The sequence below is a fragment of the Streptomyces saintjeani genome (assembly GCF_055409605.1).
Genome location: NZ_CP189624.1, coordinates 3,556,063 through 3,579,597, shown reverse-complemented (window position 1 = coordinate 3,579,597; position 23,535 = coordinate 3,556,063). Strand labels below are relative to the sequence as shown.

24 protein-coding genes and 1 tRNA gene are annotated in these 23,535 nt (G+C 69.1%); 11 read left to right on the top strand and 14 right to left on the bottom strand.

Annotation, left to right across the window (positions count from 1 at the left end):
* Positions 1-95: 95 nt before the first annotated feature.
* The 3 genes from ACQCO7_RS16130 to ACQCO7_RS16120 form a co-directional block, all read right to left on the bottom strand.
* Positions 96-359: a hypothetical protein gene (locus tag ACQCO7_RS16130; RefSeq protein WP_464072488.1), complete on the bottom strand. Its 264-nt coding sequence runs from the start codon at positions 357-359 to the stop codon at positions 96-98.
* Between the two features lie 8 nt (positions 360-367).
* Positions 368-1,225 (bottom strand): hypothetical protein, encoded by an 858-nt coding sequence (locus ACQCO7_RS16125; protein ID WP_464072487.1) that lies wholly within the window; start codon positions 1,223-1,225, stop codon positions 368-370.
* 641 nt (positions 1,226-1,866) lie between these two features.
* Positions 1,867-2,148, bottom strand: coding sequence for a hypothetical protein (locus ACQCO7_RS16120; protein ID WP_464072486.1), 282 nt, complete (start codon positions 2,146-2,148; stop codon positions 1,867-1,869).
* Positions 2,149-2,356: 208 nt separating this feature from the next.
* Here ACQCO7_RS16120 and ACQCO7_RS16115 point away from each other — a divergent pair, with 208 nt between their 5' ends.
* On the top strand, positions 2,357-3,157 hold the full coding sequence (locus ACQCO7_RS16115) for a competence protein CoiA (protein WP_464077214.1): 801 nt from the start codon (positions 2,357-2,359) through the stop codon (positions 3,155-3,157).
* A 180-nt stretch (positions 3,158-3,337) separates the two neighbouring features.
* Here the strand turns inward: ACQCO7_RS16115 and ACQCO7_RS16110 are convergent.
* Positions 3,338-3,409: transfer RNA gene (locus ACQCO7_RS16110), tRNA-Cys, on the bottom strand.
* Positions 3,410-3,692: 283 nt separating this feature from the next.
* Here ACQCO7_RS16110 and ACQCO7_RS16105 point away from each other — a divergent pair.
* The 5 genes from ACQCO7_RS16105 to ACQCO7_RS16085 all read left to right on the top strand — a co-directional run bounded on the left by ACQCO7_RS16105 (position 3,693) and on the right by ACQCO7_RS16085 (position 8,043).
* Positions 3,693-3,860: a hypothetical protein gene (locus tag ACQCO7_RS16105; RefSeq protein WP_464072485.1), complete on the top strand. Its 168-nt coding sequence runs from the start codon at positions 3,693-3,695 to the stop codon at positions 3,858-3,860.
* The gene (locus tag ACQCO7_RS16100; RefSeq protein ID WP_464072484.1) at positions 3,857-4,231 is read left to right on the top strand and encodes a type II toxin-antitoxin system death-on-curing family toxin; all 375 of its coding nucleotides are present in this window, start codon (positions 3,857-3,859) and stop codon (positions 4,229-4,231) included. Before ACQCO7_RS16105 ends, ACQCO7_RS16100 begins: the two co-directional genes overlap by 4 nt.
* Before the next feature lie 161 nt (positions 4,232-4,392).
* Positions 4,393-6,189: a DEAD/DEAH box helicase gene (locus tag ACQCO7_RS16095; RefSeq protein ID WP_464072483.1), complete on the top strand. Its 1,797-nt coding sequence runs from the start codon at positions 4,393-4,395 to the stop codon at positions 6,187-6,189.
* Between the two features lie 323 nt (positions 6,190-6,512).
* A complete protein-coding gene (locus tag ACQCO7_RS16090) occupies positions 6,513-7,154 on the top strand; it encodes an IclR family transcriptional regulator (protein ID WP_075825375.1) in 642 nt (213 codons plus the stop codon).
* Positions 7,155-7,251: 97 nt separating this feature from the next.
* Positions 7,252-8,043 carry a S16 family serine protease gene (locus ACQCO7_RS16085; RefSeq protein WP_464072482.1) on the top strand — a complete coding sequence of 264 codons (792 nt, stop codon included), beginning with the start codon at positions 7,252-7,254 and terminating at the stop codon, positions 8,041-8,043.
* Here ACQCO7_RS16085 and ACQCO7_RS16080 read toward each other — a convergent pair.
* From ACQCO7_RS16080 to ACQCO7_RS16050, 7 genes are all read right to left on the bottom strand, one after another.
* Positions 8,033-8,227, bottom strand: a complete 195-nt coding sequence (locus ACQCO7_RS16080) for a hypothetical protein (protein WP_409118020.1) — start codon at positions 8,225-8,227, stop codon at positions 8,033-8,035. The genes ACQCO7_RS16085 and ACQCO7_RS16080 overlap by 11 nt on opposite strands.
* Positions 8,227-8,820: an ArsR/SmtB family transcription factor gene (locus tag ACQCO7_RS16075; protein ID WP_464072481.1), complete on the bottom strand. Its 594-nt coding sequence runs from the start codon at positions 8,818-8,820 to the stop codon at positions 8,227-8,229. The genes ACQCO7_RS16080 and ACQCO7_RS16075 overlap by 1 nt, the downstream gene beginning before the upstream one ends.
* Positions 8,821-8,901: 81 nt before the next feature.
* On the bottom strand, positions 8,902-9,855 hold the full coding sequence (locus ACQCO7_RS16070) for a glycine betaine ABC transporter substrate-binding protein (RefSeq protein ID WP_464072480.1): 954 nt from the start codon (positions 9,853-9,855) through the stop codon (positions 8,902-8,904).
* Positions 9,852-10,706 (bottom strand): ABC transporter permease, encoded by an 855-nt coding sequence (locus tag ACQCO7_RS16065; RefSeq protein WP_464072479.1) that lies wholly within the window; start codon positions 10,704-10,706, stop codon positions 9,852-9,854. Before ACQCO7_RS16065 ends, ACQCO7_RS16070 begins: the two co-directional genes overlap by 4 nt.
* A complete protein-coding gene (locus ACQCO7_RS16060) occupies positions 10,703-11,935 on the bottom strand; it encodes a betaine/proline/choline family ABC transporter ATP-binding protein (RefSeq protein WP_464072478.1) in 1,233 nt (410 codons plus the stop codon). The genes ACQCO7_RS16065 and ACQCO7_RS16060 overlap by 4 nt, the downstream gene beginning before the upstream one ends.
* Entirely contained in the window at positions 11,928-12,575 is a 648-nt protein-coding gene (locus ACQCO7_RS16055) for an ABC transporter permease (RefSeq protein WP_464072477.1), read from the bottom strand. Before ACQCO7_RS16055 ends, ACQCO7_RS16060 begins: the two co-directional genes overlap by 8 nt.
* Positions 12,576-12,591: 16 nt before the next feature.
* On the bottom strand, positions 12,592-13,059 hold the full coding sequence (locus ACQCO7_RS16050) for an Lrp/AsnC family transcriptional regulator (protein WP_055722490.1): 468 nt from the start codon (positions 13,057-13,059) through the stop codon (positions 12,592-12,594).
* 124 nt (positions 13,060-13,183) lie between these two features.
* Here ACQCO7_RS16050 and hppD point away from each other — a divergent pair, with 124 nt between their 5' ends.
* The gene (hppD, locus tag ACQCO7_RS16045) at positions 13,184-14,329 is read left to right on the top strand and encodes a 4-hydroxyphenylpyruvate dioxygenase (RefSeq protein ID WP_464072476.1); all 1,146 of its coding nucleotides are present in this window, start codon (positions 13,184-13,186) and stop codon (positions 14,327-14,329) included.
* 5 nt (positions 14,330-14,334) lie between these two features.
* Here hppD and ACQCO7_RS16040 read toward each other — a convergent pair whose 3' ends face one another.
* On the bottom strand, positions 14,335-15,801 hold the full coding sequence (locus ACQCO7_RS16040; RefSeq protein WP_464072475.1) for a tetratricopeptide repeat protein: 1,467 nt from the start codon (positions 15,799-15,801) through the stop codon (positions 14,335-14,337).
* 96 nt (positions 15,802-15,897) lie between these two features.
* Between ACQCO7_RS16040 and ACQCO7_RS16035 the strand changes: the two genes are divergently transcribed.
* The gene (locus tag ACQCO7_RS16035; protein ID WP_464072474.1) at positions 15,898-17,274 is read left to right on the top strand and encodes an FAD-binding oxidoreductase; all 1,377 of its coding nucleotides are present in this window, start codon (positions 15,898-15,900) and stop codon (positions 17,272-17,274) included.
* Positions 17,275-17,429: 155 nt separating this feature from the next.
* On the opposite strand, the gene ACQCO7_RS16030 is transcribed toward ACQCO7_RS16035, so the two are convergent.
* Positions 17,430-17,906 carry an SsgA family sporulation/cell division regulator gene (locus tag ACQCO7_RS16030; protein WP_010356261.1) on the bottom strand — a complete coding sequence of 159 codons (477 nt, stop codon included), beginning with the start codon at positions 17,904-17,906 and terminating at the stop codon, positions 17,430-17,432.
* A gap of 227 nt (positions 17,907-18,133) precedes the next feature.
* Between ACQCO7_RS16030 and ACQCO7_RS16025 the strand changes: the two genes are divergently transcribed.
* Positions 18,134-19,573, top strand: coding sequence for an RDD family protein (locus ACQCO7_RS16025; RefSeq protein ID WP_464072473.1), 1,440 nt, complete (start codon positions 18,134-18,136; stop codon positions 19,571-19,573).
* 89 nt (positions 19,574-19,662) lie between these two features.
* The gene (locus ACQCO7_RS16020) at positions 19,663-20,337 is read left to right on the top strand and encodes an RDD family protein (protein WP_464072472.1); all 675 of its coding nucleotides are present in this window, start codon (positions 19,663-19,665) and stop codon (positions 20,335-20,337) included.
* A gap of 121 nt (positions 20,338-20,458) precedes the next feature.
* On the opposite strand, the gene ACQCO7_RS16015 is transcribed toward ACQCO7_RS16020, so the two are convergent.
* Positions 20,459-20,710: a hypothetical protein gene (locus tag ACQCO7_RS16015; protein WP_464072471.1), complete on the bottom strand. Its 252-nt coding sequence runs from the start codon at positions 20,708-20,710 to the stop codon at positions 20,459-20,461.
* Between the two features lie 366 nt (positions 20,711-21,076).
* Here ACQCO7_RS16015 and ACQCO7_RS16010 point away from each other — a divergent pair, with 366 nt between their 5' ends.
* Positions 21,077-23,419 (top strand): immune inhibitor A domain-containing protein, encoded by a 2,343-nt coding sequence (locus tag ACQCO7_RS16010; RefSeq protein ID WP_464072470.1) that lies wholly within the window; start codon positions 21,077-21,079, stop codon positions 23,417-23,419.
* Positions 23,420-23,535 lie beyond the last annotated feature (116 nt).

Sequence of the window (23,535 nt, the reverse complement as noted above, 5' to 3'; positions counted from 1 at the left end):
TTTCCCAGCGCACTCCGGTCAACGCCAAGCGACCCCGGCACAATGACCGCAGGTGCCGGGGGCATTAGCCGACGGTCCTCATGGTCCGTGCCGGTCTACTGGTCGGATCTGGGACGGCGGCTGCCGCAGACGCTCTTACTGAGGTGTGGGACAAGATCGACCCACGTGTCTTCCTCCGTGCCGGAGGCCAACTTTCCTGCGTGCAGGAGGCGTTCAGGGTTGCCTGTCACCTTCCCAGGGTCGGCGCGGTCGCCGTGGGTACCGATGAACCCGTCCATCTGTGGGAACTCGTCGGCGCCTTGGCGGTCGAGGTCGACGAGCGGACGGTCCAGGAGTACCGCGGTCTCCTTCGCGGCCACTCCTGCCGTCAGCCCGCCTGAAGCTCCTCGATAACCCGCTCGGCCATCCGCTGGGCGGGTGCCAGCCGAGGGTCCTCCGGGTGCGCGTACGGCCCGAGGATCTTCGAGCAGACGAACAGCGTCATCACCTTGCCGTCCCGGCTCTCGAAGTCCGACCGGCGCTCGCGCCTCACCCGCTCGGCCAGAGCCGGGACGGCGAGGGAACTCGCCCACAACGAGGCCGAGTCCAGCCCCAGCGGCGCATTACCCCAGTCCTCCCAGTCGAAGAGGCTGAACGTCGGCGCGGTCATGTTCGCCCAGTTCAGGTCCGCGTGGGCCGGCACCCACCGCTCCACGGTCGTGTCGAAGTCGCTGGGGAAGACACTGAGGATGGACTCGGTGACGAGGGCCTGGGTGATGGTGTCGGTGTCCGGCGTGGCGACACGTCTCGTGCTCTGGGAGGCCAGCGTGTCCAGCGAGGTGTTCAACGCCGTCCACCAACTGTCCGGCAGTTCCGGTGCCTCACTCAAGATGGCACTCCCGACGGGAGCCCCCGGCAGGAGGTCGGTCTCGTCGGCCCGCCACATCACCTGCCCGTCCGAGTCCTGCCAGACCACACATCCGTGCCATGCAGGCTGGGCAACGCCTCTCAGACGTGCGGCGGTTTCCGTGCCGTTCCACCCTTGATCAGGGATCTTCTTGAGCAAGCGCCGCTCGATCCGTACCCACGTGTCGTGATCCGTCCTCGCCCCGAGCGAACGACGTTTACGCACCAGCGTGTCCAGGAGCAAGCGCACTCGCAGGGACCGCTCGACACGATCAAGAACCTCATCGACCGGCTGCACCCGTAGATCAACAGCCTGCCCTGTGGGTACCGAGAGCGTCATACGCGTGACCGTAGCAGTGTCGCGGCGGGAGCGAGCGAAGGCCGGGAAGGCGGTGGACGGCCGGGGACGGCGGGTTGCACGTTTCTCGATACGAGGGCTGGGCGGGCGCGGCTGCGGGCGGACTGTCCGCAGTCCGTGGGGCGCGTACAGGAGCGGAGACCACGGCACGTGCGGCGGTCGAACAGGCACGGACTCAGGAGCGCGCTCAACACGGTCACTGGTTGCGGGACGACAGGAGGAGTGGGCCGACGCATCATGACGTCGACGGACCGAACCGGGGCGGAGTGGCGAGCCCGCGAGGAGCAGGCGAGGCACACGCTGGCACAGGCGCACAGCGACCTGATTGATGCTGTGAGCGAGTCATTGCAGGGCAACGACGCCGTCCCACGCCCTGACCTGAGACGGAGGGGCAAGAGGGCGGCACCCGTCTCGGCTACCACCCTTTCCCTTTACCTGGTGAGGCAGTTGAGGCCGTGATCGGAATTGAACCGGTATAACTCGCTTTGCGAGTTTGTCGGCGCTGCTCGGAGCGCTATCCGGGTGCGTCCGTCGTTGTTCAGCCCTGTACGAACGGCCACGCTTACCGCGTCGCGCGAACATCGGGCCGTATACGGCGATGAAGGAGAGGGACGCGTCTGGTGCTAGGCCCCCTTCGGCCTGCACTTGGAGCACGGGACCAGTCCTGTCTGCAAGGCCTCATACAGGGTGATTTCTTCCGGCCCGTTTGTCAGGCGGCAACGCCGGTTTGCCGTCGTGTGGTAGATAGTGCCGCGTCCCTTCGGGCCACTGGGGGCATGCCGCCACTGCGAGGCGACCACCGTTGTCTCCAGTTGCTTCAGATGCTGCTGGACCTGTGCCAGTTCGTCCTGTAGTTCCTGCTGGCGGGCTCGAAGCCGTTCCTGGGCGGCGGTGGCGGATTCCATCTGGCTTTCGGTTCCTCTCCGGCGTGCTGGGCGGGCTCGGCGCGTCCTGCCTGAACGTACCTCGTGAGGCCGCTTCGATGGCCCTTCTTGAGGCCGTTCAGAGAGCGGTGGCGACCGCCCCGCGCGAAGCACCCCCAACAAGACGCGTTTTGTTAGCTTGGCGTGGCGAAGGGGATGAAGAAGGCACGTGCGGCTCGCTGGCCTGGGTATGTGTGACGCCAGCAGCCGATCTATCTTGTGCCCCGGAGGGAAGTTGCTGATAGCGGAGCGGCGCGATGGTTCACGTGTTGAAGCATCACGAGACCTGGACCAGGACGCCTATATATGCCCCATGTGTGAATCGACAGTGATTCTCAAGCGAGGGCGAAAAGTTGCAGCTCATTTTGCCCACGCCCCCAACTCCGACTGTCCTGGAGCGGAGTCAGAGAGTTGGCGGCACCTGTTGGCGAAGCGTGTCCTGATGGACGAGTTCACGGCGCTGGGTTGGGAAGCTCGAATGGAGATTCCGCACCCGGCGGCCGGTCGCCGGGTGGACGTCGGCGTGAAGGTTCCCCATCCTCGCGGAATTCGCTACATAGCCGTAGAAGTTCAAGATTCTGCCATTCAGGTCGACACGATGAAGGCCCGTGTCGCAGCAGACAAGCGAATTGGATATCACGCCACAGCCTGGCTGTTCACCAGCCATCGCGCCGCAGCACTCATGTACGCGGAGCCGGACCATGAAGTGCGTGTGCCAGACAAGATGCTGTGGGTTGCCAACCGTTACGGCCAAGGCATTCCGATAATCGATCCTGAGGTGCGCGCAGTCTGGGTTGCGTCACCGGGATCAATCCACCGGGATGGTGAATCCCACGAGTGGTACGCCGAGGGTGGCGAGCTGACTGGAGTCGACTACCCCGGACGGACGCTCCGAAAGACGAAGACGATCGCGCGCACTCCCGGTGCCTTCCACCTTCGGATCGTTGCCGGGAAGTTCGGCGATCCTTGGGCCGTCTCCTTCGCGGGCTGATGCGTACGGGTGCGCGGTCACCACTGCCGCAGCGGGGGTGGTGCACACCCTCTGAGATATGGCTCGCTCTGCGGCCCGCCGGTCAGGCGTGCGGCTGAGAGGCCAACTGAGACGGAAGAAGGGGAGGGCAGCACCCTTACGAGGCGCTGCCCTCCCCTTTTTGCCTGTTCAGGCATCCAGAGGCCGTGGCGGGAATCGAACCCACGTAACTCGCTTTGCAGGCGAGCCCCTAAACCACTCGGGCACACGGCCGGGGTGTTGCTGTTCTGTTGTGTGTGGTTGTGGCGGGAATTGGACCCGCGTGACTCTCCGCGAGCGGAGCTCGCTATGGGATACAGCGCAGGCGAGCCCCTGAACCACTCGCGGCCAAGATTTCGGGGTTTCCCCCGGACTTCGTGAGAAAACCGTATGGCGAGATGGTCGAGGGGATCAAGGGAATCGGGGGCGCCGCAACGGGACTGCCACACGGCGTTCATGAAGGGGGCCGGATCAAGTCGGGTGCCTCGTTCGGCCCGTACCTCTACCCTCGGCCTCCATGGACCAGCTCACCCTGCCCCCCGACCTCCACCAACCCCTCGAAGACCTTGCCGATGCCACCGGGCGGACGGTGGAGGATGTTGTGGACGAGGAGTGCGGTGTGCTCAAGGTCGCCCAGCGGCTCGGGCAGGCGCACGCGGACCTGCTGAGGAGGCTGGGGGAGTGACCAGGTTTCTCACCGTCGCCGAGGTCGAGCACGTCGCCCGCGTCGCCTTCGGCGGGAGCGCCCCCGACGCCAGGGACCCCGGCCTGCTCGCCTCCGCCGTGCACCGCCCGCGCGCGAGGATGTTCGGGACCCCGGCGTACACGGACACGTACCGGCAGGCCGCCGCGCTGCTGCACGCCCTCGCCGTGAACCACCCCCTCGTCGACGGGAACAAGCGCACCGCCTGGCTCGCGGCCGTGACGTTTCTCGGGGTGAACGGGGTCCGGCTGGACGCGTGTGATCAGGACGCGGCGTATGCGCTGGTCGTGGCCGTGGCGGCCGGGGAGGAGGCGGATGTCGAGGTGATCGCGGAACGGCTGAGGGCGTTGTGACGTGGGTCCCAACAGGGGTGCGGGTGGGCTTGTCCGGGCGGCTCCGCGCACCCCGCGCCGGTAGGGTGGCCCGGTTGTCATACGTAGCCGAGAAGCCAAGGACCCGGGAGCCTCGTACCTGAGAGCCCGGGACCCGAGACCCACCCCCCGAACCGGAGACCGTGACTACCACCGCCGCCTCTGCCTCGTCCCACCACCTCTCTCCCGCCTTCCCCGGCCGCGCGCCATGGGGTACCGCGAGCAAGCTGCGCGCCTGGCAGCAGGGGGCGATGGAGAAGTACATCCAGGACCAGCCCAGGGACTTCCTCGCCGTCGCGACACCCGGCGCCGGCAAGACGACGTTCGCGCTGACGCTGGCGTCGTGGCTGCTGCACCACCACGTCGTCCAGCAGGTGACGGTCGTCGCACCGACGGAGCACCTGAAGAAGCAGTGGGCGGACGCGGCGGCGCGCGTCGGGATCAAGCTGGACCCGGAGTACAGCGCGGGCCCGCTCAGCAAGGAGTACGACGGGGTCGCCGTCACGTACGCGGGTGTCGGCGTACGCCCGATGCTGCACCGCAACCGCAGCGAGCAGCGCAAGACGCTGGTGATCCTGGACGAGATTCACCACGCCGGCGACTCGAAGTCGTGGGGCGAGGCGTGCCTGGAGGCGTTCGAACCGGCGACGAGGCGGCTCGCGCTGACGGGTACGCCGTTCCGCTCGGACACGAACCCGATCCCCTTCGTGACGTACGAGGAGGGCACGGACGGCATCCGCCGCTCCTCGGCGGACTACACGTACGGCTACGGCTCGGCGCTCGCCGACCACGTCGTGCGCCCGGTGATCTTCCTGTCGTACAGCGGCAACATGCGCTGGCGCACGAAGGCGGGCGACGAGATCGCGGCGCGCCTCGGCGAGCCGATGACGAAGGACGCGGTCAGCCAGGCGTGGCGTACGGCGCTCGACCCGCGCGGCGAGTGGATGCCGAGCGTGCTGCGCGCGGCGGACCAGCGGCTGACGGAGGTCCGCAAGGCGATCCCCGACGCCGGCGCCCTGGTCATCGCCACGGACCAGGACTCCGCGCGCGCGTACGCGAAGCTGATCCGCGAGCTGACCGGTACGAAGGCGACGGTCGTCCTCTCCGACGACACCGGCGCGTCCAAGCGCATCGACGACTTCGCCGCGAGCACCGACCGCTGGATGGTCGCCGTCCGGATGGTGTCCGAGGGCGTCGACGTCCCGCGCCTCGCGGTCGGCGTGTACGCGACGACCATCTCGACGCCGCTGTTCTTCGCGCAGGCCGTCGGCCGCTTCGTACGGTCCCGGCGGCGCGGCGAGACCGCGTCCGTGTTCCTGCCGACGGTTCCCGACCTGCTGACCTTCGCCAACGAGATGGAGGTCGAGCGCGACCACGCCCTCGACAAGCCCAAGAAGGGCGGCGAGGAGGACCCGTACGCCGAGGAGGACAAGCTCCTCGCGGAGGCGGAGAAGCAGCAGGACGAGGACACCGGCGAGCAGGAGGAGTTCAAGTTCGAGGCGCTGGAGTCGGAGGCCGTCTTCGACCGGGTCATGTACAACGGCGCCGAGTTCGGCATGCAGGCGCACCCGGGCAGCGAGGAGGAGCAGGATTATCTCGGCATCCCCGGGCTCCTCGAACCCGACCAGGTGCAACTCCTGCTCCAGAAACGCCAGGCCAAGCAGATCGCGCACAGCAAGAAGCGGCCCGACTCCGAGGCCGACCTCCTCGAACTGCCCGCCGAGCGGCGGCCCGTCGTATCCCACAAAGAGATGATGGAGCTGCGGAAACAGCTCAATACGATGGTCAGCGCGTACGTCCATCAGAGCGGCAAGCCGCATGGCGTGATCCACACGGAGCTGCGGCGCGTGTGCGGGGGGCCGCCCAGCGCCGAGGCGACCGGGGGGCAGCTGCGGCAGCGCATCGCGAAGGTCCAGGAGTGGGCCACGCGCATGAAGTGACGGGGCCTGGGCGCGGCGCGGGTGGCGGGGACTGTGGGGTCCCTGTGGAAGGGGGCCCGCGTATCCGGACATTTACAAGTAGTCCATACCGGTCATTGACCGGATTCTGGACGGAGTCTTCCGCTCAGCGAACCCTCCCCGTTACTGTCCCGCTACGCACACGCCCTGTGGCAGTGGCGCCGCAGAGCGCAGCCGTGTAGCGAACGGGCCCGGAACGCCGGGTCCGGCTGCCGATCGCGGCCTCTGCGGCGCGTCAGCGACGGGACTCGATGACGCGGTCGCCGTGTGGGGGTCGCGCGTCATCACCGTAAGGAGTGGGCGTCGTGACCGCGGAGACCTCCCAGACGCTCGATCGGGGACTCAGGGTTCTGAAGTTGCTGGCCGACACGGATCATGGACTGACCGTGACGGAGCTGTCCAACAAGCTGGGCGTCAACCGGACCGTGGTGTACCGGTTGCTGGCCACGCTGGAGCAGCACGCGTTGGTGCGGCGGGATCTCGGGGGGCGGGCTCGGGTGGGGCTCGGGGTGCTGCGGCTCGGGCGGCAGGTGCATCCGCTGGTACGGGAAGCCGCGCTGCCCGCGCTGCGGTCGTTGGCCGAGGACATCGGGGCCACCGCTCATCTGACGCTGGTGGATGGTGCCGATGCGCTTGCCGTTGCCGTGGTGGAGCCGACGTGGACCGATTATCACGTCGCCTATCGGGCCGGGTTTCGGCATCCGTTGGATCGGGGGGCCGCGGGGATGGCGATACTCGCCGGGCGGCGGAAGGGTGTGGGGGAGCCGGGGTTCTGTCTGATGCAGGGGGAGCTTGAGGTGGGGGCCAGTGGGGCTGCCGCGCCGTTGCTGGGGGTCACGGGGGTGGAGGGGAGTGTGGGGGTGGTGATGTTGGCGGACGCGGTGCCGGAGAGGGTGGGGCCTCGGGTGGTGGATGCGGCGAGGGAAGTGGCGGAGGCGCTTCGGTAGGGGGCGGTTGTTCGTCGTCGGCGGGTGCGGGTGCGTTGTGGTACTCGCGCGGTTCCCCGCGCCCCTTGGCGGCATGTAGTCACGTTAGATTTAAGTCGTGCTCTCTCGTCTCACGCGTTTCCAGGCCGTTGCCGTCTGTGGTGTTCCCCTCGTGGCGCTGCTTGGGGTCGCTGTTTTCGCGCCCTTGCCGTTTGCCATCGCTCAGCCGGGGATGACGGCTGATGTGCTGGGCGAGAACAAGGGGGAGGCCGTCATCACCGTGTCCGGCGCGCCGGTGCGCAAGACGTCCGGGGAGTTGCGGATGACGACCATCGTGGCCACCGGGCCCGATACCGACGTGTCGCTGAGTGACGTCCTCGACGGGTGGTTCCGTACGGATTCCGCCGTCATGCCCCGCGATTCCGTCTATCCCAGCGGGGACTCCGTCAAGGAGATCGAGCGGCACAACACGCAGCAGATGGAGCAGTCCCAAGATGCCGCCACCGAGGCCGCGTTGAAGTTTCTGGGGCGGTCGTCCAAGGATGTGAAGGTCGATCTCAAGCTGTCCGACGTGGGCGGGCCCAGCGCGGGGTTGCTGTTCACGTTGGGGATCATCGACAAGCTGGACGGGGACGGGAACGGGGGGGATCTGACCGGGGGGCGGGTGATCGCCGGGACCGGGACGATCGACGCGGACGGCGGTGTCGGGGCCGTGGGTGGGGTTTCGCTGAAGACACAGGCCGCGCGGAGGGACGGGGCGACGGTGTTCCTCGTCCCGAAGGCCGAGTGCTCCGACGCGAAGGCCGAGTTGCCGTCGGGGCTGCGGCTGATTCCGGTGACGGATCTGAAGGGGGCGGTGGGGTCGCTGAAGGCGCTGGAGACGGGGAAGGGGAGCGTGCCTAGCTGCTGATCGCGGGGCGCGGGAGGGGGCGGGGGTGGGCGGCGAGGCGGAGACCGAGTTCTACGAGGGTCCAGCCGAGGCGGGTTCGTAGGGGTGGGGTAGGGGTGTGGGTCAGGCGGTGGGTGGTGGTGGCGGCTTGGAGGTCGGCGGTGCGCTGGTGGTGGAGGGGGAGGTGGAAGTCGGGGTGATACATCAGAGGGCCTTTCGGGGTGAGGTGATGGGGAAGACGTGGCTGTGGATACGGACCTCTTCGGAGTCCGGGGTGTCGTCGGGGACGCTGCGGGAGCGGAACCGTTCGAGCAGGGTGTGGACCTCCTCGATGAGTTCGGCGCTCAGGGCCGGCGTCAGATGGAGGGTGAAGTCACTGACGTCCGAGGCCCGTTGCCACTCGTCGGACCAGTCGTGGACGGTGCCGATGTAGGTCGAGAGCTCCTGGGCGTGGATGGTCGCGATCTCGTGTCGGAACGTGTTGAGGGCTCCCTGTACGTCAGGGTTCGGGTCGTCGAGCAGAGAGTCGTCCAGCCGTACGCCCTGGTGGGCGGCCTTCCACCAGCGCTCCCGCCCCTTGCCGCGCTCGGGGGCGTCCTCGACGAAGCCGTACTCGGCGAGCTGGCGGAGGTGGTAACTGGTCGCCCCGCTGGACTCGCCCAGTTTCTCGGCGAGTTGGGACGCGGTGGCGGGACCGCCGCGTCGTAGGGCGGACAGCAGGCGCATACGGAGGGGGTGGGCCAGGCCGCGCAGAGTACGGGCGTTGAGGTCATGGAGGGGAAGGCTCGGGTCGTCCATAGATGCAAAGATAGCGTTGCAAAGGAATCTCTGCAAGGGGTTCTTTGCAAGGAACCCTTTGTAACTCCCGTCCCCCTCGCCTCACTTCACGAACCCCTGCTCCTTCATCCACTCCAGCGCCACCTGATGCGGATCCTCCCCGTCGACATCCACCTTCGCGTTCAGCTCCTGCGCCACCGCGTTGTTCAGCCGAGCCGAGACCGGGTCCAACACCCCGGCGATCGCAGGCCACTTCTTCATCACCTTGGAGTTGATCTCGGGCGCCGCGTTGTAGTTGGGGAAGAAGTGCCGGTCGTCCTCCATGACGACGAGGTCCATCGCCTTGATGCGCCCGTCGGTCGTGTACACCTCGCCGTACGTGCAGTGCCCCTTCTCGGTCTGCGTGTAGATGATCCCGGAGTCCATCTGCGTGATCCGGGACGACGGCACACTCATCCCGTACGCCTTCTGCATCCCCGGCAGCCCGTCCGCCCGGTTCGCGAACTCGCTCTCGACGCACAGGGAAACGGCCTTGGGGTCGGACTTGGCGAGCGCGGCGACCTGCGAGAGGGTCTTGGTCCGGTACTTCTCATAGGCGGAACGGTTCATGGCGAGCGCGTACGTGTTGTTGACCCGCGAAGGGGGCAGCCAGGTCAGCCCGTTACGCGCGTCGGCCTTGCGCACGGCCTCCCACTGCGCCTGCGGATCGGTGATCGGCTTGCTGTTGCCGAGGTAGGTGATCCACGCGGTCCCGGTGTACTCGTACATCCCGTCCGCGTCGCCCTTCTTGACGGCCTCGCGCGCCCCGATGGACCCCTGGATACCGGTCCGGTCGAGGACGTGCGCGCCGGCGGCCTGGAAGGCGATGCCCATCATCGCGCCGAGGACGAGGTTCTCGGTGAAGGACTTCGAAGTCACCGTCAGATCGGCCCCCTTGAGGGGCTGGCCCTGCCCGATCGTGCCGGGTTCGACATCGTCGACCATGGGGGAGCCGGACGTCAGCCCGCAGGCGGAGAGCACGGATACGGCGGTGAGGAGGGTGATCGTACGTCTCATCGGCCCGTCTCCAATCCCCTTGGCCGCAACAGGAGTTCGGCGATGGACGCCAGCCAGTCCACGAGCAGCGCGAGCGCCACCGTCAGGATCGAGCCCAACACCAGTACGGGCATACGCTGGTTGGTGATCCCGGTGGTGATCAGCACCCCGAGCCCGCCACCCCCGCCGAACGTCGCCAGCGCGGCCGTACCGACGTTGAGGACGAGCGCCGTACGGACGCCCGCGAGGATCAGCGGTACGGCGAGGGGGAGTTCGACGCGGGACAGGACGCCGAGGGGGGACATGCCGATGCCGCGCGCGGCCTCCAGGAGGGTGGGGTCGTTCGCGCGCAGGCCGGCGATGGTGTTGGAGAGGACCGGCAGGACGGCGTACGCGACGATCCCGATGAGCGCGGCCTTCTCACCGATGCCGAGCCAGATCACGAGGAGCGCCAACAGGCCGATGGCCGGGGTGGCTTGGCCGATGTTGGCGATCGCCATGACGACCGGGGCGGCCCGGCGCAGCGCGCCGCGCGTGAGCAGGACGCCGAGCGGGACGGCGATGATGAGGACGAAGAACGTGGAGATCGCGGTGAGCCGGACGTGCTGCCACAGCGCCTTGGCGACCTGGCCGCCGGAGAGCGCGTTCTCGGAGATCGGGTCCAGGTCGGCCTGCTGGAACCAGAGCCAGGTGCCGAGGAGGAGGGCGACGAGGAAGCCGGGCAGGACGGTCAACTTGGGCCAGCCGATACGGGGTTGGACCTTGCCGGGCGTCCCGGACGCCGACCCCGAGGAACCGGCGGCGGAACCGGCGTCGGCACCGGAACCGGCGTCGGCGTCGGTCTCTGGGGAGCCCACCCCTGGAGTGCTCACGCCTTCTCCTCCCCGCCGTCGCCCTCCTGCTCCGCGTGCGTCTGAGCCGCCCGCGTCTCCTCCAACTCGTGCTGGTGCTCCATCGCTTCGAGCCGGTCCGCCTCCAGGAGTTCGTGCACGGAGTTCATCAGCGTCTCCATGTCGACGACCCCCGTGTACTCCCCGCGCCGCCCGGTGACGGCCGCCCGCCCCGTGCTGTCGGTGAGGACGGCCTCCAGCGCGTCCCGCAGCGTCGCGTCCCGCGTCACGGTGTCGTTGACGAGCGTCCCGGCGCGCGCGAGCGAACCCTTCGCGCGCATCAAGTCCCCGCGCCGCAGCCACTTGTAGGGCCGGCCGCGCTTGTCGAGGAGGAGGATCTCGTTGGTCCCGCTGTCGCGCAGCTTGTTGAAGATGACCTGGAGCGGATCGTCGACGGTGACCGTCGGATAGTCGGTGATCGGCACGTCCCGTACGCGCGTGAGGTTGAGCCGCTTGAGTGCCGCACCGGCGCCGACGAACCCGGACACGAAGTCGTCGGCGGGGTTGGTGAGGATCGCCTCCGGCGTGTCGAACTGCGCGATGTGGGACCGCTCGCGCAGCACCGCGATCCGGTCGCCCAGCTTGATCGCCTCGTCGAAGTCGTGGGTGACGAAGACGATCGTCTTGTGCAACTCGCGCTGGAGCCGGATGAGTTCGTCCTGAAGGTGGTCGCGCGTGATGGGGTCGACGGCGCCGAAGGGCTCGTCCATGAGGAGGACGGGCGGATCGGCGGCCAACGCCCGTGCCACGCCCACGCGTTGCTGCTGCCCGCCGGACAACTGCCGTGGATAGCGGCCGTGGAACTCGCCCGGGTCGAGTCCGACGAGGTCGAGCATCTCGTCGATCCGCGCCTTGATCCGGCTCTTCGGCCAGCCCACCATCTTCGGTACCAGCGCGATGTTCTGAGCGACCGTCATGTGCGGGAAGAGGCCGGACGACTGGATCGCGTACCCGACCTTGCGGCGCAGCTTCACCGGGTCGATGTCGGTGACGTCCTCGCCGCCGATCCGGATCCGCCCGCCGGACGGCTCGATCAGCCGGTTGATCATCTTCAGCGTCGTCGACTTCCCGCACCCGGAGGGGCCGACGAAGATGACCGTCTCGCCCGCCTTGATCTCCATGTTCACGTTGTCGACGGACGGGTTGGGGTTGCCCGGATACCGTTTGCTGAGGTTTTCCAGCTCGATCGAGGCACCCAAGGATTCAGACACGGATCCCCCTGGGAATGGTGAGCCGCCCGATGACGACGTACGCGGCGTCGAACAGCAGCGCCAGGACGACGATCCCGAGCGTGCCGGCGAGGACCTGGTTGAGCGCGTTCTTGCTGCCGAGCGAGGCGATCCCCCGGAAGATCTCGTTGCCGAGCCCCGGACCCGAGGCGTACGCGGCGATCGCGGCGATCCCCATCAGCATCTGCGTCGCGACCCGGATGCCGGTCAGGATCGGCGGCCACGCGAGCGGCAGCTCGACCCGCACCAGCCGCGCCGGACGGGACATCCCGATGCCCTTCGCGGCGTCCACCAGCGAGGGGTCCACGCCACGGAGTCCGACGATGGAGTTACGCACGATGGGGAGCAACCCGTACAACGTGAGAGCTACGACCGTAGGGGCTACCCCCAGTCCCACCACGGGGACGAGCAGGCCGATCATGGCCAGCGAGGGGATCGTGAGGATGGTCGCCGTCGCGGTGGTCGCGATGTTGCCCGCCCACTCGCTGCGGTAGGTGAGCACCCCGATCAGGATCCCGATGACGGTCGCGAGCAGCATGCACTGGAAGACCGCGCTGGCATGCTGCAACGCGTCGGCGAGCAGTTGCTCATGCCGGTTGTCGAGGTACTCCCAGAAGCTCACACACCTTCACCTCAGCTCATTCGCGCGACGCCTCCTCCACCAGCGGGATGATCCGCAGCGGCACCGGGTTCTCCATCACGATCGCGGTGGAGGCCCGGACGATGCCATCAAAACCGACAACCAGGTCGATCACCCGCTGGAGATCCGCGTTGGACCGCGCGACCAGCCGGCACAGCATGTCCCCGCTGCCGGTCGTCGTGTGCAGCTCCAGGACCTCCGGCACTGTGCTCAAGTGCGCCCGGATCGCGGGCCCTTGGCCCTGGCGGATCTGGAGCGTCGCGAACGCCGTCACCGGGTAGCCGAGCGCCGCCGGATCGACCTCGGGGCCGAATCCGCGGATGACTCCATTCGACGTAAGCCGGTCGAGCCGCGCCTGCACCGTCCCGCGCGCCACCCCGAGCCGCCGGGACATCTCCAGCACCCCGATCCGGGGCTCGCGCGCCAGCAGCACGATGATCCGCCCGTCCAGCCGGTCGATCCCCATGGCCCGGTCTCCTCGATGGTCATCCTGTACAGAGAGGGCGGTACTAACGCTCTAGTACCGAGCATATTGCCCAGCCGAATCGTGAACTGTTGCGCAGCTTGCGAGCCCGGAGTGACCCTGAAGTATGACGCAGACCACACACCACACTCCCGACACCGCCCGGCAGGCCGACCCCTTCCCGGTCAAGGGAATGGACGCGGTCGTCTTCGCCGTCGGCAACGCCAAGCAGGCGGCGCACTACTACTCCACCGCCTTCGGTATGCGCCTGGCCGCCTACTCCGGACCGGAGACCGGCAGCCGCGAGACCGCGAGCTACGTCCTGGAGAGCGGCTCCGCCCGCTTCGTGTTCACCTCCGTCATCCGCCCCACGACGGACTGGGGCCGCTTCCTGGCCGGTCACGTCGCCGCGCACGGCGACGGCGTGATCGACCTCGCGATCGAGGTCCCGGACGCCCGCCGCGCCCACGCCTACGCCGTCGAGCACGGCGCCCGCTCCCTCGCCGAGCCGTACGAGCTGAAGGACGAGCACGGCACCGTCGTCCTCGCCGCGATCGCCACGTACGGCGAGACCCGCCACACCCTCGTCGAACGCCAGGACTACGACGGCCCGTACCTCCCCGGGTTCACTCCGGCGACGCCCCTCGTCGAGACGCCCGCGCAGCGCATGTTCCAGGCGGTCGACCACTGCGTCGGCAACGTCGAACTCGGCCGGATGAACGAGTGGGTCGGCTTCTACAACCGGGTCATGGGCTTCACGAACATGAAGGAGTTCGTCGGCGACGACATCGCCACCGAGTACAGCGCCCTGATGTCGAAGGTCGTCGCGGACGGCACCCTGAAGGTCAAGTTCCCCATCAACGAACCGGCATTGGCCAAGAAGAAGTCCCAGATCGACGAGTACCTGGAGTTCTACGGCGGCGCCGGCGTCCAGCACATCGCACTCAACACCAACGACATCGTCGCGACGGTAACGGCCATGCGCGCGGCGGGAGTTCAGTTCCTCGACACCCCCGACTCCTACTACGACACCCTCGGCGAGTGGGTCGGCGACACCCGCGTCCCCCTCGACACCCTGCGCGAGCTGAAGATCCTCGCCGACCGCGACGAGGACGGCTACCTGCTCCAGATCTTCACCAAGCCGGTCCAGGACCGCCCGACCGTGTTCTTCGAACTCATCGAACGCCACGGCTCGATGGGCTTCGGCAAGGGCAACTTCAAGGCCCTCTTCGAAGCCATCGAGCGCGAGCAGGCCAAGCGCGGCAACCTGTAACCCGCCTACCCCTTGCGGGACTTGGGCACGGGTACGTCCGGCGGCTCGCCCAGCGCCGCCAGCGCGGCCCGTGCCCGGGGCGCCCACAGCGGCGAGAACCCCGGGTTGATCCGCAACGCGTCCTTCAGATGCCTGCGCGCGGGCCCGTACTTCCCCAACTCCCGCTCGATCGCGCCCCGGTGGAACAGGTACGACGCGCTGCGCACCCCGCCGCCCTTCGTGCCGTCCGTCGCGATCGACGCGTACCCGAGGGCTGTCTTGTGCTGCCCCGCCCGATACAGGGCCCACCCGAGCGCGTCCGCGACCGCGATGCCCGGCTGGCGGCGCCACTCGGCGCGCAGCCGCGTCACCGCCGCCTCCGGGGCGCCGTGATCGGCCTCGAACCGGCCGAGCAGCACCTCGTTGTCGACCCCGGCCGCACTGTCCTGGCGGATGCGGGCACGCAGCAACTCGTACTCGGCGTGGGCCTGTTCGGCGAGGCCCAGCGACTCGTACAACTCGCCCAGCTCCAGGGCGTACTCGGGCAGCGGCTGACCGGCGAGCGCGGACTTGTACACGGCCAGCGCCTCCGCCGTACGGCCCAGCGCGGCCAGCGTCCTGCCCTGGCCGGCCTGCGCCGCCCGCTGGTCGGGGTCGAGGCGGACGGCCTCCTGGAAGTGCCGCAGCGCGTCGGGGAAGTCGCCGCGCTCCCAGGAGAGTTGACCGGCCTGCTCCAGCAACGCGGCCTGTTCGGCGGGGGAGTCGGCTCGCGCCGACGCGTCGTACAGGACGGCCGCCGCGTCCTCGCGCCAGCCCCGGTCCCGGTACACCGCCGACGCCTTCGCCTGCGCGGCCGGACCCGAGTGCAGCTCCATGAGCTTGTCCAGGGTGGCGCGGGCCTTCCTGTAGTCGCCGAGGCCGGTGTACGCGTCGATCAGCGGGCCGTACGCCGTCCAGCGCTTCGGCGCCGCCTTCACCGCCGCCTCGCCCCACTCCCTGGCGCCCCGGAAGTCCCGGCGGGCGCTCGCGAGGGCGGCGAGACCGATGAGGGCATCGGGGGTGCGGGACACGTGCAGGGAGGCGCGCAGGGCGTGTTCGGCCTTCGGGTAGTACACGGTTACGTCCGCGGTCCTACGTCCCCGCTCGACGTACGCCGCGCCGAGCACGGCCCACGCGGGGGCGTCGCCCGGGTGGCGCCGTACGAACGCCTCGCGCTCGCCGATCAGCGCCGTCAGGTCCGGGAGGGCCGCGGCCATGCCGGTCGTGACGGCCGTGTGCGCCAGGGCGCCGGGCGCCGGGGCGGGGGCGCGGTGGACGGGGGCGGACTCGCCGGGGAGGAACAGGAGCGCGCCGCCGGTGAGGGTGAGGGCGGTGGCGAGGGCGGCGAGGAGGCGGGGGCGGCGGCGGGGGGTGGGGAGTTGTGGGCTCTGCGGGGGCTGTGCGGCGTTTTCAGCAACGTTTTCTGTGCTGTTTCCCTGGGTTGTCCCGTACATGCGCTTACTGTGCGTCGATATGACGAGCACATCACGTCACCCGGTGGCTCGTGCGGCGGGGTTCACACCGATGGCCCCGGGTGCGAGGCTGTGATCATGAGCCGTTCCGAAGGTCTCCTCGCCCGACTCCGCGACGGTCTCCCGGCCGAAGCGCTCCTCACCGACCCCGACGTCACCGCCTCCTACGCCAACGACATGGCCAGCTTCTGTCCGGCGGGTACCCCTGCGGTCGTCGTACTGCCCCGGACCGTCGAGCAGGTCCAGCACGTGATGCGGGTCGCCACCGAGCTGGGGGTACCCGTAGTACCCCAGGGGGCCAGAACCGGACTCTCCGGCGGGGCCAACGCCTCCGAGGGGTGCGTGGTGCTCTCCCTCGTCAAGATGGACCGCATCCTGGAGATCAGCCCGGTCGACCGGATCGCGGTGGTCGAACCGGGGGTCATCAACGCGACGCTCTCCCGCGCGGTCAACGAGCACGGGCTGTACTACCCGCCGGATCCCTCCAGTTGGGAGATGTGCACGATCGGCGGCAACATCGGCACGGCCTCCGGGGGACTGTGCTGCGTGAAGTACGGGGTCACCGCGGAGTACGTCCTCGGCCTCGACGTGGTCCTCGCGGACGGGCGGCTGCTGTCCACCGGACGGCGTACCGCCAAGGGGGTAGCCGGGTACGACCTGACGCGGCTGTTCGTCGGGTCGGAGGGGTCGCTCGGGGTGGTGGTAGGCGCCACCCTCGCGCTGAAGCCGCAGCCGCCCCAACAACTGGTCCTGGCCGCTGAGTTCGCCTCGGCGCGGGCCGCCTGCGACGCCGTGTGCGCGATCATGGAGGGCGGGCACCTGCCGTCCCTCCTCGAACTCATGGACCGTACGACCGTCAAGGCGGTCAACGACCTCGCGCACATGGGGCTGCCGGAGACCACCGAGGCGCTGCTGATGTGCGCCTTCGACACCGCCGACCCGGCCGCCGACCTCGCCGCCGTGGGCGCGCTCTGCGAGGCCGCGGGCGCGACGCAGGTCGTCCCCGCCGAGGACGCCGCCGAGTCCGAACTCCTCCTCCAGGCACGCCGACTGGCCCTCAACGCGCTGGAGGCGGTCAAGGGCACCACGATGATCGACGACGTCTGCGTGCCCCGCTCCCGCCTCGCCGACATGCTCGAAGGCGTGGAGCGGATCGCCGAGGAGCACAAGCTCACCATCGGCGTCTGCGCGCACGCCGGCGACGGCAACACCCACCCCACCGTCTGCTTCGACGCCACCGACCCCGACGAGTCCCGCCGGGCCCGCGAGTCCTTCGACGCGATCATGGCCCTCGGCCTCGAACTCGGCGGGACCATCACGGGAGAACACGGGGTCGGCGTCCTCAAGAAGGAGTGGCTGGCACGGGAGTTGGGACCCGTGGGCCTGGAGATGCAGCGGAAGATCAAGGAGGTCTTCGACCCCCAGGGGCTCCTGAACCCGGGGAAGCTGTTCTGAGGGGGACCTCCTGAGTTCCGTACGGGAAACCCCGTACCCCTTCACAGAGACGTACCCCTTCACAGGGACGTGCCCCTTCACAGGGGCGTACCCCTTCACAGGGGCGTACCCCTTCAGAGGGACGTGAGGGAGTACCTCGTAGGTTGTAGCCTCGCTCACTCGCCGTCCTTCGACTCGTCCGACGGCCACGGGTCGCGCAGCCACAGGTCGTCGGCCGGGGTGACCGCGAGCAGCTCGGCGAGGCCGTCGTCGAGGCCGAGCCGCTCGCCCTCAGAGCCCGGGGGTACCACCCGGAGGGTGCGCTCCAGCCAGGCGGAGACCTGGGCGGCGGGCGCTTCGAGGAGGGCGTCGCCGTCGGGGGAGCTGAGGGCCATCAGGACCACGCTGCGGCCGTCGACCTTCGTCGGCCAGACGCGGACGTCGCCGTGGCCGCAGGGCCGGAAGACGCCCTCGACGAGGAGTTCACGGGCGAACGTCCAGTTGACCGGCACGCTGGAGTTGATGTGGAAGGTGACGTGGATCGCGAAGGGGTCGTCCGAGCGGTAGCTCAGCCGCGCCGGCACCGGGATGCTGCGCTCCGGCGACAGGATCAGCTTGAGTTCCAGCTCCCGCTCGACCACGGTGGGGTGCATGTCCGTACTCCTCTCTGGGCGGCCCGGAGTGGGCCCGCGCGAGGAGAGAGCGGCTTCGCGGCGGAGCATTACGCGGGTTCGGAGAAAAATTTTCGGCGGGGGTGAGAACGGTGTGCGTACCGGTCCGCAATGAGACCGGTACGGACGGACTGGTGATGGGCCGCGCGCGGGTCTGATAGATGTGGTTGCCCCCACCCCACCTCCGAGCAGATAGCGGGACGACGGACATGAGCGCCCCAACCCCGGCCCCCGGCGACGACAGGCCCCGCGAGGGCTACTACCCGGACCCGTCCATCCCCGGATACGTCCGGTACTGGAACGGCGCCGCCTGGGTACCGGGCACCAGCCGCCCGGCCCCGTCGGACGGCCGCCCGCTCACACCCCCGGCGGGCTCCGGCGGCCCGGCGCCCGCCGTGGAGGAGACCGGCCCCCACTTCTTCGACGAGGACCCCGAGCCCGCGTCCGCGTGGGCCGCCGACGCCGCCCGCCAGTCCGGCTTCGGCGGCGACCAGGACCGCCGTGTCTCCTGGGGCTCCCCGCAGCCCGCCGACCCCCGCGCGCCCAGGGACCCCAGGGTCCCCGGGCAGTCCTCAGGTACTGGTGCTCCCGCCGGGCCACCCGCCGATCATGAGTCCGGTTCCGCCGGCGACCACGGCACGGTCACCTTCCGTGCGCCGGTCCCGCGCACGGGGGAGCAGCGGGGGAGCACGGGTCCCGCCGGGGGGACGACCCCGGGTACGGCACCGGCGTCTGCCGCGGCCAAGCCGGGGTTCGGCGCGGGGAAGGCGGCGGCTGCGCGGGCGGCTGCGGCGCAGGGGGCCGGTGCGGGGGTGAGCGCGGGTACTACGGGTACTACGGGGGGTACGACGACGTCCCGCCCCGGCGGCGTAGCTCCGGGGACCCCTGGTACCCCTCATACCTCCGGCGCACCCGGCGCCCCCGCCTTCCCGGCGTCCCCCGGTACCCCCGGTACCCCCACCCCCCGTCGTCCCCCCGGCATCTCGGTCCCCGCCCCGGCCTTCCCCCACGACACCGACGACTCCCCGTCCCCCGCCCCCGCGAGCGGCCCGCACTCCTGGGCGCAGCAGGTCCACCGGCTCGCCGCCGACGACCAGAACCAGCCCGTCACCCCGTGGCGCCCCCCGGTGGAGGACGTCTTCCAGGCCGCCGCCCGGCGCCAGGCGGCGGCCCGCCCCGCCGGCCTCGGCAAGCGCTTCGCCGCCCGCCTGGTCGACACCCTGGTCCTCGCGGCCGTCACCGGCGCGGCGGCGTTCCCCCTGGGTACCAGAGCCGTGGACCACGTGAACGCGAAGATCGACGAGGCGAAGCTGTCGGGCCGTACGGTCACTGTCTGGCTCCTGGACGGCACGACCTCCGCCTACCTGGGCATCGTCCTCGCCGTCCTCCTGCTCTTCGGCGTCCTGTACGAGGCGCTGCCCACCGCGAAGTGGGGCCGCACCCTCGGCAAGAAGCTGTTCGGCCTGGAGGTGCGGGACATCGAGGGCGGCGAGCCCCCGAGCTTCGGCGCCGCGCTGCGCCGCTGGCTGGTATACAGCGTCCCGGGGCTGCTGGCCGTCGGGGCCGTGGGCGTCGTCTGGGGCGTGTTCGACAAGCCGTGGCGCCAGTGCTGGCACGACAAGGCCGCACATACGTTCGTGGCGGGATGACCCCGTACCGCTCCAGGACTACCTGACTCGGTCCCTCGTACGGCCTCCCGCCGGATGCGGAGCCGGGCACTTCGCGGTGCACTCGGGCCATGACCACCGAACCGCCCCCCGGCTCCGGCGGACAGCCACCGGAAGAAGACCCCTTCAGGAAGCAGCAGCCCCCCTCGTACGGCCAGTCACAGGGCGGCGACCCCTACGGCAACCCGTACGGAGGCCAGCAGCCTCCTGGGGGGTACCCCTCAGGTACCCCCTACCAGGGGCCTCCCTACGGCAACGACCCCTACGGCGGCGCCCCGCACGGCAACGACCCCCTCGCGGGCATGCCCCCACTGGCCCCCAGCGGCAGGCGCACCCTCGCGAGGATCGTCGACATGATCCTCGTCGGCGCGGTCGTCGCCGTGCTCACCTGGGCGTTCCGCGTCAACGAGTACGACGTCAGCGGCGACGACGTGAACTTCGGCAAGTCGTTCTGGCAGTCGCTCGTCGCCGCCGTCCTCTACATGGCGTACGACACGGTCCTGACCGCCCGCACCGGCCAGACCCTGGGCAAGAAGTGGCTCGGCATGCGGGTCGCCAACCTCGCCGACGGCACGAACCCCTCGATGCAGACGTCGCTCGCGCGGGCGGCCGTCCTGTGGATCCCGTTCGCGTTCTGCTGCGCCTGCGTGTGGACGCTGATCTCGGGCGGCTGGAGCTACTTCGACAGGCCCTACAAACAGGGCCTGCACGACAAGGCGGCGAAGACGGTCGTGGTGAGCGTCTAACGTCCCGGCGTCAACTCGCCGCGCACACGGCACAGTGGAGGGCCCGAGTCTTTCGACTCGGGCCCTCCACTGTGCCGTACGGCGGGCGCGCCGTACAACGAGCGTCGCTGTGAAGGGAGTTCTAGGGTGCCACCGGCTCCTTCGCCGGGTGGTCGGCCGTGGAGCGGGCCACCACAGGGGAGGCGGCGCGCGCCGTGCGGGGCGACCTGGCCGGGACCGTCATGGCGACGAGGAGGCCGAGGGCGAGGGCCGCGACGGCGATCACCGCGACACCTGGACCCGAACTGGTCTCTGACAGCAGCAGCATGGCCAGCGTCGAAAGAATGACGGTGCAAGTACCGTACGTGAGCTGTGCGACAGTCGGACGAGGCATGGCAATCGTGTCCTCGGATGCGGGGGAGATCTCGACTCTAATCGCGTGCATGCCCGAGCGGAACGAACGGTAAGCGTGACCTGACGCACGGGCTCGGAGCACAGGGGGCGCACGGAGTCATGGCAACAGGTGTTCGGGCCAGGGTGCGCGCCCGTGATGTAACAGTCATGTGTCCGCAATGCGAACGCCAGCATCCAATAATGCATATGTTGTATGTAAGTCAAGGTCTGTCTTTTCTTTTCAACCAGTAGTCAAATGGCGTCACTTGGCTATACACGCGTATCCCCCGTGCGCAGGTCCGGCATGTCCTATGTCATGCCCATGTCACCCATGGTGCGGGTCGGTACGTGCAGGGGAGGACAACAAGTGACCAGCAGATCCTGGACGTTCAGAACGGCCGCCACCGCGGTCGCCCTCGCGGCGGCCTCGGCCACGTTCTCGACGTTCGCCGTGGCTCAGGCGGCCGACAACGGCCCGTCGGCGGCCCCGGCGGTGGACCGGCACGACCCGCAACCCGCGGCGAGCAAGGAACACGACTTCGACGGCCCGCTCAGCAAGACGCAGGAGGCGCAGCGCGAAGAGGCCCTCAAGCAGGTGATATCCGGCGAGGCGGCGGTCAAGAACCGCGACGGCTCGAAGGTCGTCCAGCTGAAGGGCAAGAAGGGCGACAGCAAGTACGTCGAGCTGGGCCGCGAGAAGACCGACAAGATCTTCACGATCCTCGTCGAGTTCGGCGACCAGGTCGACCCGCGCTACGGCGGCACGGCCGGCCCGCTGCACAACCAGATAGCCAAGCCCGACCCCGCCCTCGACAACTCGACGGCCTGGCAGCCCGATTACCACCGCGAGCACTTCCAGGACCTGTACTTCGGCGACGGCGAAGCCTCGGTGAAGACGTACTACGAGAAGCAGTCCTCGGGCCGCTACTCGGTCGACGGCACCGTGCAGGACTGGGTCAAGGTCCCCTACAACGAAGCCCGTTACGGCTCCAACGACGCACCGCAGGGCGCCTGGTACGCCGTTCAGGACGGCGTCAACGCGTGGGTCGCCGGACAGAAGGCCGCCGGGGTCTCCGACGCGGTCATCAAGTCGACGCTCGCCGGGTACGACCAGTGGGACCGCTACGACTTCGACGGCGACGGGAACTTCAACGAACCCGACGGCTACATCGACCACTTCCAGATCGTGCACGCCGGCGAGGACGAGTCCGCGGGCGGCGGCGCGCAGGGCACCGACGCGATCTGGGCGCACCGCTGGTACGCCTTCTCCACCGACTCGGGCGTCACCGGCCCCGCGGGCAACAAGCTCGGCGGCGCCCAGATCGGCGACACCGGCGTCTGGGTCGGCGACTACACGATCCAGCCCGAGAACGGCGGACTCGGCGTCTACGCCCACGAGTACGGCCACGACCTCGGCCTGCCGGACCACTACGACACCGCCGGCGGCGAGAACTCCACCGGCTTCTGGACGCTGATGTCGTCCGGCTCCTGGCTCGGCACCGGCAAGAACGAGATCGGTGACATGCCCGGCGACATGAACGCCTGGGACAAGCTCCAACTGGGCTGGCTGGACTACGAGGTGGCCAAGGCGGGCGTCAAGTCGACGCACAAGCTGGGAGTTGCCGAGTACAACACGAAGAACCCGCAGGCCGTCGTCGTCCAACTGCCCGAGAAGCAGGTCACGACGGAGGTCGTGCCGCCCGCCCAGGGCGCGACGCAGTGGTGGAGCGGCAGCGGCAACGACCTGCGCAACACCCTGACCCGCCCGGTCGACCTGACCGGCAAGTCCTCGGCCACGCTGTCCCTGGACGCCTGGTGGGACACCGAGAAGGACTTCGACTACGCGTACGTCGAGGTCTCCACGGACGGCGGCGCGTCGTACACCCCGGTCGACGGCACCCTCGCCGACGGCACCGCGATCCCGCGCGACGGCAGCGGCCGTCCGGCCCTCACGGGGTCGGTGGACGCCTACCAGAAGCTGACGTTCCCGCTCGACGCGTACGCCGGCAAGCAGATCTCGCTGCGGCTGCGCTACCAGACCGACGGCGGCGTGGCCCTCAAGGGCTTCGCGGCCGACCAGATCACCCTCAAGGCGGACGGGGCTACGGTCTTCGCCGACGACGCGGAGAGCGCGGACGCCGCGTGGACCGCGAACGGCTTCTCCCGGATCGGCGCGTCCATCTCGGACAGCTACGCCCAGTACTACCTCGCCGAGAACCGCCAGTACGTGTCGTACGACAAGACCCTGAAGGTAGGCCCGTACAACTTCGGTTTCGCGGCCCCCAAGGACAAGTGGGTCGAGCACTACCCGTACCAGAACGGTCTGCTCATCTGGAAGTGGGACACCTCCCAGCAGGACAACAACACCAGCGCCCACCCGGGCACCGGTCTGGTCCTTCCGGTGGACTCCCACCCCACCCCGCTGAAGTGGTCCGACGGCACCCTGATGCGCAACCGCATCCAGTCCTTCGACTCCACCTTCAGCTGGTACCCGACCGACGCGCTCACGCTGCACAAGGCGGGCGTCGCGACGAAGATCAAGGCCCGTCCGGGCGTCCCGGTCTTCGACGACGGCCGCTCCAGCTACTACGACGCGTCGACCCCGTTCGCCGGTGTCAAAATCACTGACACCAACACCTCCATCAGGATCGTGAGCGAGCCGCTGAGCGGCCGGACGGTCACGGTGAAGGTCGGGCCCTCGACGAAGTAGTCGGCGTCTTCGCAGGTCAGAGGCGTATCGGCGGCAACCCCCTGGCGGGTTGCCGCCGATCGTGTTTAGGTGCCTCCTGTGGACCGCTTATTGACACCGACCCGCACGGGGGTATG